Annotated in this window: 12 protein-coding genes; all 12 read right to left on the bottom strand. The window is 49.8% G+C overall.

The genetic code is table 11. The annotated features are described in order from the left end of the window. Positions 1 to 35: 35 nt before the first annotated feature. Positions 36 to 1,157: a glycosyltransferase gene (locus tag H7850_RS16285; RefSeq protein WP_227370538.1), complete on the bottom strand. Its 1,122-nt coding sequence runs from the start codon at positions 1,155 to 1,157 to the stop codon at positions 36 to 38. Between the two features lie 306 nt (positions 1,158 to 1,463). Continuing rightward, on the bottom strand, positions 1,464 to 3,137 hold the full coding sequence (locus tag H7850_RS16280; RefSeq protein WP_227370537.1) for a hypothetical protein: 1,674 nt from the start codon (positions 3,135 to 3,137) through the stop codon (positions 1,464 to 1,466). Positions 3,138 to 3,368: 231 nt separating this feature from the next. Further along, on the bottom strand, positions 3,369 to 4,070 hold the full coding sequence (locus H7850_RS16275; protein WP_227370536.1) for a sulfotransferase domain-containing protein: 702 nt from the start codon (positions 4,068 to 4,070) through the stop codon (positions 3,369 to 3,371). 115 nt (positions 4,071 to 4,185) lie between these two features. After that, complete coding sequence (locus H7850_RS18285) at positions 4,186 to 6,513, bottom strand: glycosyltransferase (protein ID WP_227370535.1); 2,328 nt, start codon at positions 6,511 to 6,513, stop codon at positions 4,186 to 4,188. Further along, positions 6,503 to 7,747 (bottom strand): sulfotransferase, encoded by a 1,245-nt coding sequence (locus H7850_RS16265; RefSeq protein ID WP_227370534.1) that lies wholly within the window; start codon positions 7,745 to 7,747, stop codon positions 6,503 to 6,505. Before H7850_RS16265 ends, H7850_RS18285 begins: the two co-directional genes overlap by 11 nt. 12 nt (positions 7,748 to 7,759) lie before the next feature. Next, positions 7,760 to 9,535 (bottom strand): glycosyltransferase, encoded by a 1,776-nt coding sequence (locus H7850_RS16260; RefSeq protein WP_227370533.1) that lies wholly within the window; start codon positions 9,533 to 9,535, stop codon positions 7,760 to 7,762. 21 nt (positions 9,536 to 9,556) lie between these two features. Beyond that, the gene (locus H7850_RS16255; RefSeq protein WP_227370532.1) at positions 9,557 to 10,741 is read right to left on the bottom strand and encodes an NAD-dependent epimerase/dehydratase family protein; all 1,185 of its coding nucleotides are present in this window, start codon (positions 10,739 to 10,741) and stop codon (positions 9,557 to 9,559) included. A gap of 70 nt (positions 10,742 to 10,811) precedes the next feature. Beyond that, positions 10,812 to 11,840, bottom strand: coding sequence for an SDR family NAD(P)-dependent oxidoreductase (locus tag H7850_RS16250; protein ID WP_227370531.1), 1,029 nt, complete (start codon positions 11,838 to 11,840; stop codon positions 10,812 to 10,814). A gap of 25 nt (positions 11,841 to 11,865) precedes the next feature. Continuing rightward, positions 11,866 to 13,119 carry a UDP-N-acetyl-D-mannosamine dehydrogenase gene (gene wecC, locus H7850_RS16245; RefSeq protein WP_227370530.1) on the bottom strand — a complete coding sequence of 418 codons (1,254 nt, stop codon included), beginning with the start codon at positions 13,117 to 13,119 and terminating at the stop codon, positions 11,866 to 11,868. Between the two features lie 19 nt (positions 13,120 to 13,138). After that, the gene (gene wecB, locus H7850_RS16240) at positions 13,139 to 14,281 is read right to left on the bottom strand and encodes a non-hydrolyzing UDP-N-acetylglucosamine 2-epimerase (protein ID WP_227370529.1); all 1,143 of its coding nucleotides are present in this window, start codon (positions 14,279 to 14,281) and stop codon (positions 13,139 to 13,141) included. A gap of 75 nt (positions 14,282 to 14,356) precedes the next feature. Then, positions 14,357 to 16,273 (bottom strand): sulfate adenylyltransferase subunit CysN, encoded by a 1,917-nt coding sequence (cysN, locus tag H7850_RS16235; RefSeq protein ID WP_227370528.1) that lies wholly within the window; start codon positions 16,271 to 16,273, stop codon positions 14,357 to 14,359. Beyond that, positions 16,273 to 17,160, bottom strand: an 888-nt coding sequence (cysD, locus tag H7850_RS16230; RefSeq protein WP_227370527.1) for a sulfate adenylyltransferase subunit CysD, incomplete at its 5' end; no start/stop codon positions are given. The genes cysN and cysD, both read right to left, overlap by 1 nt.

The following is a 17,160-nucleotide window of genomic DNA, read 5'->3' as shown; positions in this document are numbered from 1 at the left end:
TATTTATTGAAAATACGACCAACACACAACAAGAGCTATAATAAAATCGTCTTATAAGTATCGAGAAGTATCTTGCTTTCGCCCCCCCAGTTAAACTCATTAAAAAAGACCTTCCCTTCATTTGACAAGACATCTCTCGAATGGACATCATAATAAAGAGACTTCAAAGCATCAGAGAGAGCGGCGGCATTATCTGGCTGTATCCATACACCCCCTTTCCCTCCCACGAACGATTTCCAACATTCAAAATCGCTTGCAATGAATGGCAACCCCCAAGCCATGTATTCAAATAGCTTGCTGGGCCTAGCCGATGAATGATCCCCGATGTCTCCCAATATGACTAAACCAACATCAGCTTGTTTCATGTACGCGAAAACAATTTCTTGAGACTGGAGCCCAATATAATCAACAAACTTCCAGCCGGGCATTTTTTTTGCCTCATCAAGACATGCGTTTAGCTCTGGGCCAATAAGCCACAAGCGGGTTGGAATACCTTTATCATTCAAAGCTTGGAGAGCTTCCATCATGACAAAAAGTCCGCGTTCCTTCGATATACCACCAGCATATATAAGGCGATAAATATCGGGATCTCTTTTTATATCAGCACTCAAATATTCGACTTCTGTTTTCACTCGGAGAGGAATAAAAGGTGCGTTTCTCAGAAGATAGGTGCGTTTAGAAAAATCATCTAATTGGTTTTCCTGAGTTACAAAAACTGCATTGACGACATGGCTCAACAATTGCTCAGATGAAGAAATTAGAATACTAAGCGGCTTGCGAAAATAAGGCGGAATCCACTCACGCATAAGCAATCGCCTTGAATAGTCTTCATGCGTATCGTAGACAACCCGCTTCCCCAGCAGCCGTAAGCAAAACGCTAGAGGAAGCATATCGGGATTATGCAAATGGTAGATATGAGCACGAAAGCGGATGGCAAACCATAACACTAAAGGCAATTTCACAAAGCGGTTCAAACGTCCCTTAGCCGGGGGAGCACAAACATAGTCGACACCGTTTCTAGAGATCGGCTGCTCGCATTGCATCATGGCTGTTACGGAGTACCCCGTTTCTGACAATGATTCCGACTCGCGAACCACCCGGTTACCCCAATTTCTAAGAACCGGAGCCAACATTAATACTTTAGTAGACGCTTGCAAAGAACATACCTTTTTACAGGAAAACAGATCACAAGACTCGTAATATTTGGCAAATTTACTATTGCTTGCAAGCCGGATCAAAAATAAACTTCATCACAAAAGCCGCTCTCATTTTGGCATAAATAAAAATAACATTATCTTATCTTATAAAAATGATCGAAATTTAAATTGAAAAAATTTAATTATAATAACTGTACTATAATTTGACCGAAAGGGGAGCATTTCCGAATCTGCAATCGAGATTAAGATTTTATTTTTTTATGGCGGACTCCATATGCAGTAACACGCAAAAAGTTGCGGGCACGATTAATGATCACTACCCCCCAACTCTTTCTCAAGTTTATTTACCTCTACTAAGCCCTCAAGCGTCTGCCACAACTGCTTTGCTGTCTCGGCTGCCATGTCCAGTTTTTGGTTCTTTACATGCTGTTCAAGCTCGAATGCCAGTGCTGCCAACACTAGGTGCTCGAACGGACAATGACGCATGGATTTTCGATGTTTACGGGCTTGCTCGTGCGCCTCAAGTAACTGATCAAGTGCTTTTCCACCTAATGGCCACCCCGCACCAACCGGCTCCAAACTCCACTTTTCCCAGTGCAGTATACACAAGTCCCCAGAGGACTCAGCTTGCCATAATGAACCGGGCTTCAACGAAGGATTGTAGATTACAAGAGGCAGCGCGCTCAGAAGATCGCGTAACCCCTGCCAATGCAGACTAAGTCCCTTCAGCGACCGCCGTTGTTCGGGGGTAACAACCGCGACTGCAAGCCGCTCCAGCCAGGTAGCACTCATCCGGTGTGGTAGTGTCGACATGGACCGAAGGTAGCGCCTTACCAAGGGCTTAGGAAGCTCTACTGAGAGCAGTTCGGAATATACCTGGAAACGTACGGAGCCATGATGCTGCGATGAAACTACCTTTCCCGGTGCAAGCCGATACACACCGCAAGAAAAGGCATCGTATTGTGAGCTTCCCTGAAATTCCGGGGCAGGAAGCCCTCTGGGTGCGTCGGCGAGCAATGTAGCTTCATGCTGTGAGGCCCCCCCTTTTTTTTGGCCAAACAGCTTCGCCATCCATACTACGCCCTGCTTACGGTAAATAAATGCGCCAACATTGAGGGTGGCCGGCTGCTGCCACTCCAACTTCTCGTCAATCTCCTCTTGGGCTGGCGTTTCAACATCGCAGAACTCCCTTAACAGTGGCGCCACCCATTTACCTCGTTGTCCAGGAGCCAGATGTTGCCAAAATGACCCCGGCTTGTCTGCGACCACTCTCAACAAAGGACGCCCATGAAAAAAGATCGCATCCAGCTTTTCGCGCTGGCCATAAAGACGATACAACCCTCCCGCCGCTGCGGCAACACGGCCAAATGACTGACGCCCCGCAAGGATTGCAAGGATGGCCGTAAGAATCCCGGGGGGCTGTAGCACGACAAAATCAACAACCAGGTACCCGAACACACAAAAAAACCCCAGTGCACTGAGGTTAGCCAAGAATCCGCTCAGGTTAGAACTAACCCAGTCCCGTGTGCGTTCACTATGTGAACAAATACCCAGCACCAGCACGGTGACTAAAGCGAGATAGCCCCCCATGACCATCGCCATCTCAGGGTACACCCACGCCAGGGCAATCAGCGCGAGAAAGCAGAAAATCAGCCCTGCCAGGGCTCTGGCAAAGCCCTGATAGGCCCCCTCGGCAACTTGATTCTGGTTCTCGAACAAAACCAACTTCTTGTTACGCTCCACGAGCAGGTGGGCTGCAGACTTGGTAACCCAGTCAATCAGTCGCTCGGCGAGCGTATGGGCAACGAAGAAGCCTACGGTAGCGATACCAAGTATGACCATCAGCAGATCGCGATCAAACTGCGCGAAGGATGGTGGAAAGTAGCGAGGAACCCCCTCTGAACCAAGCAGAATCACTATTTTAAGAGGCAGCAAAAAAGCCAACAAATGAGCAATCTGTGAAAACAAAGTCAGTAGCACGACGAGTGACGTCCTGAAAGGTACCACCCAGGCAAACTTCGCTCCCAAGAAAACTAGCCAACGTCCGGCTTTCACTTCATAATTAGTCAAGAGCAAATAACTCCAAGCAATGCCCCATACCATGAAGAAGCGTCGTAAAAGGGGCTCGTCTCGAAACCACGCCACTTCTTTCGCAACACTTCAAAAAAATTATTATAAACAGGCAATCTCTCTTAGCCTAAAACTGACTTATTAAAACATCCAACCGCAATCGGTATTTTTAAAGGCAGCGACTAACTCTTCATAATTTTTCAAGCGATCAGATTTTAATTTAAACTCCTGCTTTTCAATTGCCTTATTAACTTCCTGAACAGGCACATCCAAAAACCGTTGAATCCTGCCTGTCTGCTCAGTCCAATCTGACACTAAATCCTCATAGTAAACATGAATATAAGGATTCTTGGCAAAGCGCTTTGTCAATTCATCCTCTATCACATAATCTTTCTTGATTCGCTCTCGCCACCAACTCACAGGAAAGTCTAGTTGTTGTCGTTTATATTCGTCGCTTTCCGAACGCTTCAGAAAGGATCCAGTCGCATTAGCAACCTCTAGGCTAATGAGTCTGTCAACCTTATTTTTTCTCTCTAAATGAATTACTTTTATTTTTTTCTTGACCAAATATTGCCAAACAGTTTTGGCGGGTTTTCTAGTTGCTTGATGAGCAAATATCTTAAACCCCGCAGCTATAACAGGACCTTTTGCAAGCTCTGTTTCATAGAACCTTTGAGCCCGGTATACACCGTCGAACTCGAATACATCAGTATAAACATTTTTGTTGTACAACTCCCCTATTACACTAACACAACCATTCTGTTTAAGTGAAAATTTCAGCAAGTTGCTACCGCAACGCCCTTGTCCTACAATAACGAATTGTTGCGTTCCATCTCTGTTCAAAAAAAACTCCTTTAATCCCTTTGAAATAACCGCAGACTGAAGTAGAAACCGATCTATGGAAATGACTTAACGCACCATATAAATGCGCCTTCTCGGCGATTTTCGACTCAGTTGCTCATACCCGGGTCAAGTCCTCTTTTACCGCCTGATAGATTCGCTCACAGTTTCTGCCATCGCGGTAGGTGAACAGCTTGGTTAGTCGCTCACGCTTATCTTTTGGCATTTCGCAGCCATCTTCAAGGCATTGTCGTAACTGCTCCAGCAAAGCTTCCTCAGTTGTAACCAACTCAAGCGCCAGATCACGCTCATAGTCCAAATGTGGTGGCCCCGGCGGCTGCATCTCCCACTCAAGGCGGTCGAACATGTAACCCAGGACAGGCTTCTCCTGATAGAAGAAGTCATACATCACGCTCGAATAGTCGGTGATCAGTAAATCCGCCTCACGAATCAGATGATGAAGCGGCTCATCGAGATCACGGATCACATGAACCCGTGACGAGCTTTTTTCGAACTCGCCAATGAAATGCATCATATTGAAATGGGGACGGAAATACAGTTCCATCTGGTGCTGATCCAGCAACTCTGCTAGCCGCGGGCTGGTGATAAAACGGTTCCAGGCATGGTAATACCGGCTGGCCTGAATTTCGTCCCGACCCCTGAGCCAGCGCCGCCAGGTAGGAGCCACCAGGATTTTACGTGAGCGCTCCTTGGCGCGCTGGGTCGGCAGCGCATCCAGTCGGGCGATGCCGGTCAGTTTCACCTGATCGGGCGAAAATCCATAGTGGTCGCTGAAAAACGCCTGTTCAATGCCGTTCGAAACGATCACCTGCGAGAAATAAGGATAATTTTCCCGTGTGTAAGTCATGGTCTTGTTGCCAGCCACGCCATGCTGCAGAAATACGTTCAATGTTTTGCGCCGTAGGCGAGGTAAAGCTTCGCTCGGGTAATCTAGGCCACGGAAGCTGTCGGTGGACAACATCACCCGGGCACGCCACAGCAAATAAGCATGCTTCAAGGAGTACTGCGTCACTACATTGCCAAGCGGTGCCACGATATCCCAATGCGGCGAGTGGCGGTTAAGCACGAAGAAGACTGGCAATTGCGGATAGGTTTCACGCAGGTGCTTGAAGAAAAAGTAACCGTTATCCTCAGCACTGCTGGCAACCCTCTCGTCCATCAGCCAAATGGTTTTATCTGAATTCAACTTGGCAATCAGCTTAGCTACCGGTGCCATCGCAAAGTACTTAAGCATAGGCAGAATTTTGACTTTCGATGCCAACCTCAGAACTTTTGCCGCTTTGAGAGCGATACGCGAAGCGATAGAAAATACTCGCGAGTTTTGCGCTTGCTGCACCCGCTCGAAGCTCGCCACGCCTTGGAACTGCATACGCATCATGGGTTCGAAGAGTTGTGCCTTGATGACATCAGACTTGAGCAGGGCTAGGTAGCGTGGTGAGCGCGGAGCGTTTTCATAAGCTACAAGAGCATCATACTCTTGGCCGCAGAGCATGATGATGCGCACTTGTTGAAGCAGCGAATAATCCTCAGCAGAACGCATATCCGCTGGAGACAACTGCTTCACTAAGCGGCCGATAATCTCGAAAATCTGCAGTTGCTCATCATAAGGTGAACTTTTGATCACCTTCAGGAAGCGATTGCCTACGAGTTTTCTCACCTCGGAGCGCAATAGGCGCTGGTATATATCCAGCGCGCCTTTTTCGGCAAAAGACTGTTTAAGGCTCTCGGTGACCGCTACTCGATCCTCAAAAAACTGCGCTGATATTCGACTGGTACGCGAATCAACACGCCCGCGGTAGTTGTAGACGACCTCTGGTAATATAGTGATGACATCGCAGTTAAGGTACATCCGGGCCATGAAATCCAGATCTTCACCCGCTGTACCTTCCGGAAAGCGAATTTTATGTTTTTCAATACTTTTACGACGGATCAAACGATTACAGGCGCTGATATCCTGTATCAGGGTTGGCATCTCTTCAATGGTGGTGCGCTCAATCAGTCGATTGAACTCTCGCTGATGTACAGGTACACCGACCCAGCTACGCCATTGGCTGAAGGACTGCTGAATGCCGCAGACCATGTCGCTGTCGTATCGCTCTGCCGCGTCGACCATATTCTGAAGTGCATCGGCAGGCAATGTATCATCAGAGTCCAAAAAAGAAACATATTCACCGTTGGCATTAGAAAGCGCTAAGTTTCTCGCAGCACCTTGTCGCTTACGCTTCTGACGCAGCAACTTGACCTGCGGATACCTAGCGCAATATCGCTCTGCTAGCTTGTCCCCTCCATCAGTAGAGCCATCGTCAACGACGATAATTTCGACTTCCTTCAATGTCTGAACTAACACTGATTCGAGACACTCGGTAATATATTCCGTCGTATTGTATAGCGGTACAATAACAGAAACTTTGATATTAATTACCACGTGAACGCCATTTCTTCAGAACCGAAAACAAATTAACCGGCAATAGGAAAAACCCTCTCAATGGGGATCGCACCATATTCGCAAAAACCTGACTTAACTGATAGCTTGTTGAGGAAACAATGATGTCATAGCGTTTCATAACTTTATTTAGTTTCACGCGTAAGGCTTTTATCTCCTCCGTTTTCTCTCTCAGAGCCTTCTCAGTCTTCTGCATAGATTGAGTTGCCTCGACGAGCTTTGTAGCCATCAGATTGATATTTTGTTGATTTGCCTGTTCGCTTTCGAGTTTCGCCAGCAGTTGGGACTCTCGCTGAAGAGCGTCTGCCAAATCATACTTTGCTTTTTCAAACTCTCTAGTCAGCTTTTTTAGATCCTTTTTTTCTTTATCGGCGGGCTGGGCTGAAGTTTTCTTGGCGTAATAAAGCTGCACCCAGCCGGAAAACGCATCCATCGATGCTATTGCCTGTTGTAGCGCACCCTTCAACTGATCGCGCCTATAATCTAGGCCATTGCATGCCTGCAGGACATGGTACAGGTTCGTTACGCAAGGGTTTTTTAACTCAATGCCAAGAAAATCCGAACGGTTAAGACGAGGCTTGACCGTTTCACTTACAATAGACTTCAAGGTGACCTCATCCACTGACAAGCCGACATATTCGGCCAAATCGCGTGACGTCTCGACAGGATTGGTAAACCAGGATTCATAATGCAGTAAGTAACTGCTAACACTCAACTCGCCTAAAGCGGATACATACTTATTCAGCCACATCAACTCTGTAACTTCGACTGGTTCCCCATACTGTTTGAAGGACGAAACACAGACGTTCTTCGGGTCACGCAGGGTCAATACGTATTTCGGTGCCACCTTGGTACGGTTGAACACTTTTCGCCACATGGGCAATAGTATTGCAGACCTTGGTTCCTTCAATATCCAAGGCCCCCCCTCAAGTTTAGCTTCAGCATTCACTTTATCAACCAACGCATTAATGCAAGCTCGCGTTGCAGAAGCTTCCAACCATCCCTCTGGCATCGGCAAATTATGGGTCGCCCCAAGTTCACGCATTAGCTGGGTGATAGTATCGAAAACAAATTTGTCTTCATATGCCCCATCTGGGTTCTGTTCACCCACGGGCACCAATTCATTAGAAATTCGTCCACCGAGTTTACCCAGTATTTGTGAAGCTAGCGACGTGCCTGAGCGTCCCGAGCCAATAACAAAGACTAATTCCGCCATACCGACCTCAACTCAGTAGAACACTTTCTCATGTTTCATTCCCCGCCCAATCAATTTTGCTTTACCCTTCAGTTGATTTTCGCTCACACGCCAGTTATGAGCCTCCAAGTTTTCATCACGATATACAGCCATGTTACCACAGCACATTACAGCTACGACCGAATTAGGTTTTTTTTCCATGTCATGAAAAATTGTGTCTACAGCTCCAACATTCGACACGGAGAATTTATGTCTTAACAATGAAGATGCTTGCCCGCCCAAAGTATTTCCAGCCAAATTAAAAGTAACTAGACTTTTTGAATTCTTCATTTTATAACTTAGGCCAAGCTCTTTACCCAAACAAAAACTATATGGCACGGCTCGTCTATTGGAATTTTCTCGAAAATACAATTCATCAGTAGACTGAAAATAGATAAAGCTAGGCGGCTTTCCCCAAAAATCTGCTGCGATACACTTTAGGCAGACAAAAATATCAAGCAGATAATTATTGCCATAAAAATCATCATCATCCATTTTGACGCAAAACTCGCCAGTCGCTTTACTAATAGCATAATTCATGCAACTACCAATATTCATTTCTGGGGGAAGGCTATAAAATTTTAGATTATCAACAGATTCTACAACATCAGATATTTCATTTGATCTGTTAGCATTATAAACGTAAACTAGTTCTTTTTTAGAGTAAGTTTGATTAATGAATTGTGTGACAATTTTTTTTGAAAGGTGCGGACGATTGCTTGGTGTAATAATGGAAATTTTTGGAAACCTAGGCTCTTCATTACTAACTCCCAAATCGTCACACAACTTACTTAAACGATGAGCATATGTGTGATTTAGCACTAACGCTCTCAAGTTTAGCTGTCTTTGGGCATTCCATTCTTCCCCACTTGTATTTTTCAGCCATTTCTGCAAATCATCCTTTGGTATTTTTTGAAACAAACCCTTAAATGTACCTTTAATATATTCTGGTCCTGCATCGAGCACCCATGCACCGCAAGCAGCAGCTTCAATACAATCAAATAGACGAGCAACTGGTTCTTTCTGAGTCGTAGAAACCGTCAAATAATAACGAGAGAATTTATAGGCCTTATAGGCCAACTCTACCGGCAAATGCCCCAACACATTAGAAAAGCGAGAATCAAGTTCCTGGATCTTATTAGGGAACATAGTATACCGTGAATCAAATACACAAAGCTCTTCATTATTTATTAGCTCAAGAAACTCAAAATCTCTTGAACGTCTCGAAATATCAACCATCCCATCGAACAGCACAGGCACGGAAAAAAGCGTAACATCTCCACGATGACGGAATGGGTTATGCAGAGCTGGCTGAATTGCCGGTTCCAGTTGACGCCACTCACCGCCACGGTTCGAATCAGCTGTGTAACGGTATGGAAAAAGCGACCAAATGGGTGAAAATATTGAGTCATATCCTTCACCTAGCGTATCCCAATAAACGAGCGGGACTCCACTCTGGCTTGCAATCTGACTCAGAGCCTCAAGATTATTGTAGTAATCAGTTGCGGCTGCATCCCATTCTTTACGGTTAGAATTCAGCGCTGGCTCAAACAAAATAAAATCGAGACCAGAAGAAGCTATGACTGACCGAAAATTTTGTCGGGTTAGAGTATAAATTGAACAGTCGAATTCAAGATTTATCTTCAGCCGATGACTTCCAATAAAACCGACTTTCAGATTCGATAGCGCTTCTCTACTTGGCACTTCACGTACTTGAAGAGGCTCGGCCCAAAATCTTGCTTTCGTGAGTTCTTCGCTACTCCAGACCATCGGGAAACACCTCTTCTGTTGTTACCACTTGATCCCTTTAAAGATCACGTCTTTACGAATCGCTCTTTTGTATTTCTCAACTACCTTGAATATCTCAGTCACTACCTCGTCCGTCAGGTAATGCGGTTTCACACCCAACTCAATAAGGCCCTGATAAGTAGGATTGTAATAGTGCTCTTCGGCTTCTTTTCGTGGATTTTCAAGGTGGTCCACCTTCACGTCGTAGCCCAGTTGCTGACCGACGCGCTGGGTCATTTCAGCGAGTTCGTTGACAGAGAAAGTTTCCATAATCTGGTTAAAGATGCGCAGATCGCCTTTGTCTGCGGGGCTCTTCTCCGCATGGTGCACACACTGAAGAGTATCTTTGATATTGAGATAGCCACGGGTCTGCCCGCCTTTGCCGTATACGGTTAGGGGGTAGTCCACAACAGCCTGCACAATGAAGCGATTTACGATGGTGCCGAACACTTCGTCATAGTTGAAGATAGTGCTCAAACGCGGATCTACAGCGGATTCATCGGTCTCAATACCGTACACCGGGCCCTGCATCAGATCGGTCACTTTCAGATCCCACATCCGTACACCGAACCAGAGGAGGTCTGTGTCCATGACTTTTGTCGTGTGGTAGATGGAGCCGGCTGCACGGGGGAACAGAAACTTGCCCTTGCGTCCCTTGTGCTCGATTTCGATCCAACCTTCTTCGATGTCGATATTGGGGGTGCCGTACTCGCCCATGGTGCCCAGCTTGATGATGTGGGTATCGCGGGAAAAGTCGCGCACCGCAAACATCAGGTTATTGGTCACCCGCAGATTATTCACAATCGTCTGGTCGGCGTGGGCGTAGTCAATTAAGGAGAACGGCGCAGAGGGCTGCTCAGCGTAGTGAACAACGGTTTCAGGAATACCGGAGAACGTGGAGTTAACACTCCAGTTGTATTTCACACGTCCATCAAACAGAGAGCGCATTACTTCTGGATCCGCCAGGTCTCCAATGACTACCTTGATCTCGTGGCCTGTTCTCTCGTGCCAGATCTTCGCCCGCTCCATCAGGGTGGGCACCGGGTACAGCATGCCAACGTCCAGGTCCTGGCAGTTGTTGCGCCGCAGGTAGTTGTCTACCACGGTTACCTCATACCCGCGAGCCGAGAAATACATGGCCGTCGGCCAACCCAGGTAACCGTCACCACCGAGAATCAAAACGTGCATAAGTCACTCCAATCAATTGTCACCGGCCCTTCGCACCTGCGCTGGGCGATAAGTAGGTTAAATAGCAGCTTTAAATGAGACGATTATCGGTCAGGAACTGTGCCAGCTCGTCATGAGTCAGCGCCGGCTCGTTCCCCGAATGGTAGGGGTTGGTCACCTCTTCAGAGAGTATCCCATTGTAGGAATAATCAATATCGGCGAAACGCTTCATGATGGCCGGCTTGATGACGAAGTAACGCTCCAACTCGATGGCACGCCCGGTTTCTTCGCCAGTCATCAGCTCTTCATAAAGTTTTTCGCCGGGCTTCACGCCGATTTCCTGGATTTCAATGTGCTGAGGATTCTGTTGATACTCTTCCGCCAGCTTTTCAATCATCACATCCGCCAGATCCTTGATTCTGATCACAGGCATTTTGGTAACAAACACTTCACCGCCCCTGGCCAGCATGGAAGAATCGATAATCAGTTGAACCGACTCTTCAATGCTCATGATAAAGCGGGTCATATCCTGGTGCGTTAGTGTAATGGGACCGCCTTTTTTGATCTGCTCCTGGAAAATTGGAATAACGGAACCACGGGAGCCAAGGACGTTGCCAAAACGGGTTGAAGCAAAAATACAGCCTGATTTGCGATACTCAACGTTTGCAGCTGTGGTCAGCCGTTCGCCCATAAGCTTGGACGTACCCATAACGTTAGTGGGGTTAACAGCCTTATCCGAGCTTGTGAAAATGACTTTAGAGACACCCGCGTTTACGGCCGCTCGGATGACGTTATCCACCCCCATGATGTTGGTTTGAATAGCCTCGTGGGGCACTTGCTCACAGAGCGTAACGTGCTTGAAGGCAGCCGTATGGAAAACTATGTCTGCGCCTTCCATTTTCCGGGTCAGTGCATTCTCGTCACGAATATCACAGAGGAAGAAGTGAGCATTTGTATGATCCCGGTATGCCTCTGTCAGGAAAAACAGTTCACTCTCGTTATTGTCCAGAACAATCAACTCTTTCACGTCGTATTTATGAATAAGCTGTTTGACCAGCTCACGGCCTACGGTACCGCAGCCGCCGGTCACCAAAACTGTTTTATCTTGGAAAAAGTTCATTCTTACCTTCTCATTGTATCATGTATCAGAAAGTGTTCAGCAAACCACAAACGTCTATCACATGATCACGACTTTGGAGTTCAAGGATCGTGCTATGGAACTGCTTGTGGGGAACAAGTACCACAACAATATCGGCCTGGCATGCATTCTCGAGAGAAACTATCTCGACGTTTCCGTCTAGAACATCAGGTCGGCGCCTGAGATGTGGTTCGGCTGCTATGATCGCCACCCCCCTTTCGTGTGCCAATGCATTTGCAATGGCAAGAGCAGGGCTGTGGCGTAAATCATCCGTATTCGCTTTGTAGCTCAATCCGAGTAGACCAACCGTTGTATTAAGCTGATTATTGAATTGATTGGATACTCGTTCCAGAATCTTTGAGATAATTTTGCTGGGCCGGGTGTCGTTCACGCTTCTGGCTTGCCGGATTAGCCTGGCTTCTTCCCTTGCCTGAGAGACGACAAACCAAGGATCTATGGCAATACAGTGTCCACCCACGCCAGCGCCGGGGTTCAGAATATTTACCCGAGGATGAAGGTTCGCCAAGCTAATAAGCTCCCAAACGGGCACCCCGAGTTTTTCACAAATTGCCGATAGTTCGTTGGCAAAGGCGATGTTCACATCCCTGAAGCTGTTTTCTGCGAGCTTGCACATCTCTGCACTGCGAACATCCGTTGTTATGCACTTGCCAGAAACAAACAGTTCGTAGAATGAGCGAGCTCGCTCCGCGCAACGAGGGCTCACCCCCCCAACGATCCGATCATTGTGAACCAGCTCGTGAATGACCTGCCCCGGCATAACGCGCTCGGGACAGTGGGCAACGTTAACGTCGGCATTGCTTCCAGCGACTGGCGGAAACGACAGATCAGGCCGCTGCTCAGCCAACATCCCTGCCAAGCGTTCTGTGGTTCCGACTGGCGAAGTAGACTCGAGGATTACGAGGTCCCCTTGCTTCAGCACTGGAGCAAGATTGCGCACAGCCTCATCAATAAATGAAAGATCCGGATGGTTTTCTTCGGTCAGAGGAGTCGGAACGGCAATGAGATAAGCATCTGCTGTTTCGGCAAGAGTGGTCGCCCTAAGATAGCCTTCTTTGACAGTCGCGTGAACGAGCATATCCAGATCAGGCTCAACAATGTGAATCTCGCCACGGTTTATCGTATTTACTGCGTCTTCATCAATATCGACACCTACAACCTGTCGTTGTCTAGCAGCAATGACTGCTGCAGTCGGTAGGCCAATATAGCCTAGCCCAATGACACAGATTTTATTAAAAGACATAGTGGTTCTACTGTTCCCGTTATGCACCTGCACGAATCTTCCAGTTGACGAGTACGCTTATAATCCTTTGGCATGCATGACCATCCCCATACGGGTTATGTGCAATGATCATTTGGTCATAGGCACTGCCGTCATTCAATAGCCGAGAAACCTCACTCACAATTGACTCAAGATTGCTACCTACCAGCCGCACGGTACCCGCATCCACTGCTTCCGGCCGCTCGGTAATGTCACGCATCACCAGCACCGGCTTGCCAAGCGAGGGCGCCTCTTCCTGGATGCCGCCGGAGTCGGTCAGGATGATATGCGCACGATTCATTAGGTAGACGAACGGCAGGTAGTCCAGCGGCTCAATTAAGTGTACGTTATCGACATCACTTAGAAGGCGATTTACCGGTTCGCGTACATTAGGGTTTAGATGTACCGGGTAAACGATTTGAGCCTCGGGATGCTGAGCGGCGGTGTCGTGCAGGGCGCGGCAGATGCGGTCGAAGCCTTCACCGAAGCTTTCACGCCGGTGCCCCGTCACCAGAATCAGTTTTCGCTTGCTATCCAGAAAATCAAAGTGCTTTTCGAAGCGTTCCCGATAGGCATCATCGCCCTCCAGCTTGGCCACCACGTCGAGCAGAGCATCAATGACCGTATTGCCGGTCACATGTATCTTACTGGGAAAGACCCCCTCTTCCAGCAGGTTCTGCCTGGAACGCTCAGTCGGGGCAAAGTGCAGTTCAGCCAGTGCGCCAGTAAGCTTGCGATTGGCCTCTTCGGGCCAGGGGGAGTAGATATTTCCCGTGCGCAGACCGGCTTCGACATGCCCGACGGGTATCTGCTGATAATAAGCAGCTAGTGTCGTGGCAAACGTTGTTGCAGTATCACCATGAACAAGCACGATATCCGGCTTTACACTTTCTAGCACGTGCTTCATGCCTTGCAGGATCGTGGTAGTAACATCGGTTAGATCCTGCCCGGGCTTCATAATATTCAGGTCGTACTCTGGTTTGAGCCCAAACAGATCCAGCACCTGATCGAGCATTTCCCGGTGCTGGCCTGTCACACAAACCTGAGCGTCGAAACGTTCATCGTTGGCCAGAGTAAGAGCCAGTGGTGCCATCTTGATGGCTTCCGGACGCGTACCAAAGACACAAAGCGTTTTTAACGACATGGTCAACCTGTTATCAAGCAAATGAGATTATGAAATCAAATAGAGACGCTAATTATTTGCATCGTCTTAAATTTTTCAGAAGCAGGCTCTAACCAACCGGCCGACCAGTTCCTGCAAATTGCAGTCAGCGGTATTGATAGAGATCTCCGCCGCCTTGGGCGCTTCATAAGGGCTATTGATACCGGTGAAGTCCTTGATCTTGCCCTCTCGCGCTTTCTGATAAAGCCCTTTAGGATCGCGCTGTTCGCAGATATCCAGCGGCGTATCGACGTGCACTTCGAAGAAAGCGCCTTCGTCGAACAGTTCGCGAGCTGCATCGCGGTCCGAGCGGAACGGCGAGATGAAGGCGGTGATCACGACGATGCCCGCCTCGGCGAATAGCCGTGCCACTTCCCCTACTCGGCGGATATTCTCGGCGCGGTCGTCCTCGCCCATCCCTAAGTCCTTGCACAGGCCATGGCGGACGTTGTCGCCATCGAGCAGCATGGTGTGGTAGCCGCGTCGATTGAGTTCCACTTCCAGAGCATTGGCTAAGGTCGACTTGCCGGAACCTGAGTAGCCGGTAAACCAGATGCACTTGCCCGCATGGCCGTTGATCTGCTCGCGCATGGCCTGGGTCACGCTGGTGCGGTTCCATACCACGTTGGCCTTGCTGTCGTGTTCGCGATACTCGTAGGGCAGTTCACTTTCCAGGGGCCGATGGATCATGCCCGCCCCCACGGTGACGTTGCTCAGCCGGTCGATGAGGATAAAGCTGCCGGTGCCCGGGCTTACGCGGTAGTCGTCCACCGGTACTGGCGCGGTCAGTTCCACTTGGCAGCGGGCAATAGTATTGAGATCCAGATGGTCGGCGTGACGTTGTTCCAGATTGTTGACATCGACCTGGTAGTCGATGGCCGTGATCTTGCCGGCTAGATCCCGAGTGGCGAGCTTGAGGTCGTACAATTTACCAAGCTCCAGCGCCGACTCGTGCATCCACACGATATCCGCCTCGAAGCTTCCGGCCATCGGCACTAAATCCGTTTCGGCCACCAGCCAGTCGCCCCGAGAAATGTCGATCTCATCCGCGAGGGTCACGGTGATTGCCTGACCGGGGTATGCCGCATCCAGGTCGCCATCGAAGGTAACGATGCGCTCGATGGTGGAGGTCTTGCCGGAAGGCAGTGCACGTACCGCTTGCCCCTGCGTCATCACCCCGGCGCTCAGGGTGCCGCAGTATCCGCGAAAGTCCAGATTGGGCCGGTTGACATACTGTATCGGCAGGCGCAGATCGCGCAGGTTCTGGTCGTGGGTGATCTCGACGGTCTCGAGCAGGTCGAGTAACGCGGGACCGTCATACCAGCTCATGGACTCGCTGCGATCGACGACGTTATCGCCCTCGAGCGCCGAGACGGGAACGAAGCGGATGTCTCGGGCATTCAGCTTGTCGCTGATCGTTTGATAGTCGGCGACGATCTCGTCGAAACGCGCCTGGGAGAAATCCACCAGGTCCATCTTGTTGACCGCGATCACCAGATGCTGGATGCCCAGCAGGTCGCAGATAAAACTGTGCCGGCGGGTCTGGGTCTGTACGCCATGGCGCGCATCGATCAAGATCACCGCCAGACTGGCGGTGGAGGCGCCGGTGGCCATGTTGCGGGTGTACTGCTCGTGGCCCGGGGTGTCGGCGATGATGAACTTGCGCTTGTCCGTGGAGAAGTAGCGGTAGGCGACGTCGATGGTGATGCCCTGCTCACGCTCGGACTGCAAGCCGTCCACCAGCAATGCCAGATCCACCGCCTCGCCGGTGGTGCCGCTTTTCTTCGAATCCCGGGTAATGGCGGCGAGCTGATCCTCGTAGATCATCTTGGCGTCGTGCAGGAGCCGCCCGATCAGGGTCGATTTGCCATCATCGACGCTGCCGCAGGTGATGAAGCGCAACAGATCCTTGTTCTCGTGGGCCTTGAGGTAGGCGTCGATGTCGTCGGCGATCAGATTCGATTGGTGTGCCATTAGAAGTACCCCTCGCGCTTCTTGCGCTCCATGCTGCCGGCCTGGTCGTGGTCGATGGCGCGGCCACTGCGTTCACTGGTGCGGGTCAGGAGCATCTCCTGGATGATCTCCGGCAAGGTGGCGGCGGTGGATTCCACCGCGCCGGTCAGCGGGTAGCAACCCAGGGTGCGAAAACGCACCGACTTCTGTTCGGGCACTTCGCCGGGTTCTAGCGGCAGGCGGTCGTCGTCGACCATGATCTGCATGCCGTCGCGTTCGACCACCGGGCGTGGCGCGGCGTAGTACAGCGGCACGATGGGGATCGATTCGAGGTAGATGTACTGCCAGATGTCGAGCTCGGTCCAGTTGGAGAGTGGAAACACGCGGATCGATTCGCCCTTGTTGATCCGGGCGTTGTAGACGTTCCACAGCTCCGGACGCTGGTTCTTGGGGTCCCAGCGATGGTGTTTGTCGCGAAAGGAGTAGACCCGTTCCTTGGCTCGGGAGGCCTCCTCGTCCCGGCGCGCGCCGCCGAAGGCGGCATCGAAGCCGTACTTGTCCAGCGCCTGCTTGAGGGACTGGGTCTTCATGATGTCGGTGTACTTGGCGCTGCCGTGATCGAAGGGGTTGATGTTGGCGGCCCGCCCCTCTTCGTTGATGTGTTCGATCAGGTCCATGCCCACCTCCGCGGCCATGCGGTCGCGGAACGCGATCATCTCGCGAAACTTCCAGGTGGTGTTGACGTGCATCAGCGGAAACGGCGGCGTCCCCGGATAGAAGGCCTTGCGCGCCAGATGCAGCATCACCGAGGAGTCCTTGCCGATGGAGTAGAGCATCACCGGGTTGGCGAACTCGGCGGCGACTTCGCGCAGGATGTGGATCGACTCCGCCTCGAGCTGCTTGAGGTG

Origin of the sequence: Halomonas sp. M20, from assembly GCF_020622265.1 — a bacterium.
Classification (GTDB): Bacteria; Pseudomonadota; Gammaproteobacteria; order Pseudomonadales; family Halomonadaceae; genus Modicisalibacter.
The sequence above is the reverse complement of the archived record's forward strand: the minus strand, read 5'-3'. Positions and strand labels throughout refer to the sequence as shown.

Excerpts from the sequence above, each read along its gene's own strand:
- H7850_RS16265 (WP_227370534.1), bottom strand. The coding sequence starts at position 7,747 with ATGGCGGAATTAGTCTTTGTTATTGGCTCGGGACGCTCAGGCACGTCG.
- H7850_RS16260 (WP_227370533.1), bottom strand. The coding sequence starts at position 9,535 with ATGGTCTGGAGTAGCGAAGAACTCACGAAAGCAAGATTTTGGGCCGAG.
- H7850_RS16255 (WP_227370532.1), bottom strand. The coding sequence starts at position 10,741 with ATGCACGTTTTGATTCTCGGTGGTGACGGTTACCTGGGTTGGCCGACG.
- H7850_RS16250 (WP_227370531.1), bottom strand. The coding sequence starts at position 11,840 with ATGAACTTTTTCCAAGATAAAACAGTTTTGGTGACCGGCGGCTGCGGT.
- wecC (WP_227370530.1), bottom strand. The coding sequence starts at position 13,119 with ATGTCTTTTAATAAAATCTGTGTCATTGGGCTAGGCTATATTGGCCTA.
- wecB (WP_227370529.1), bottom strand. The coding sequence starts at position 14,281 with ATGTCGTTAAAAACGCTTTGTGTCTTTGGTACGCGTCCGGAAGCCATC.
- cysN (WP_227370528.1), bottom strand. The coding sequence starts at position 16,273 with ATGGCACACCAATCGAATCTGATCGCCGACGACATCGACGCCTACCTC.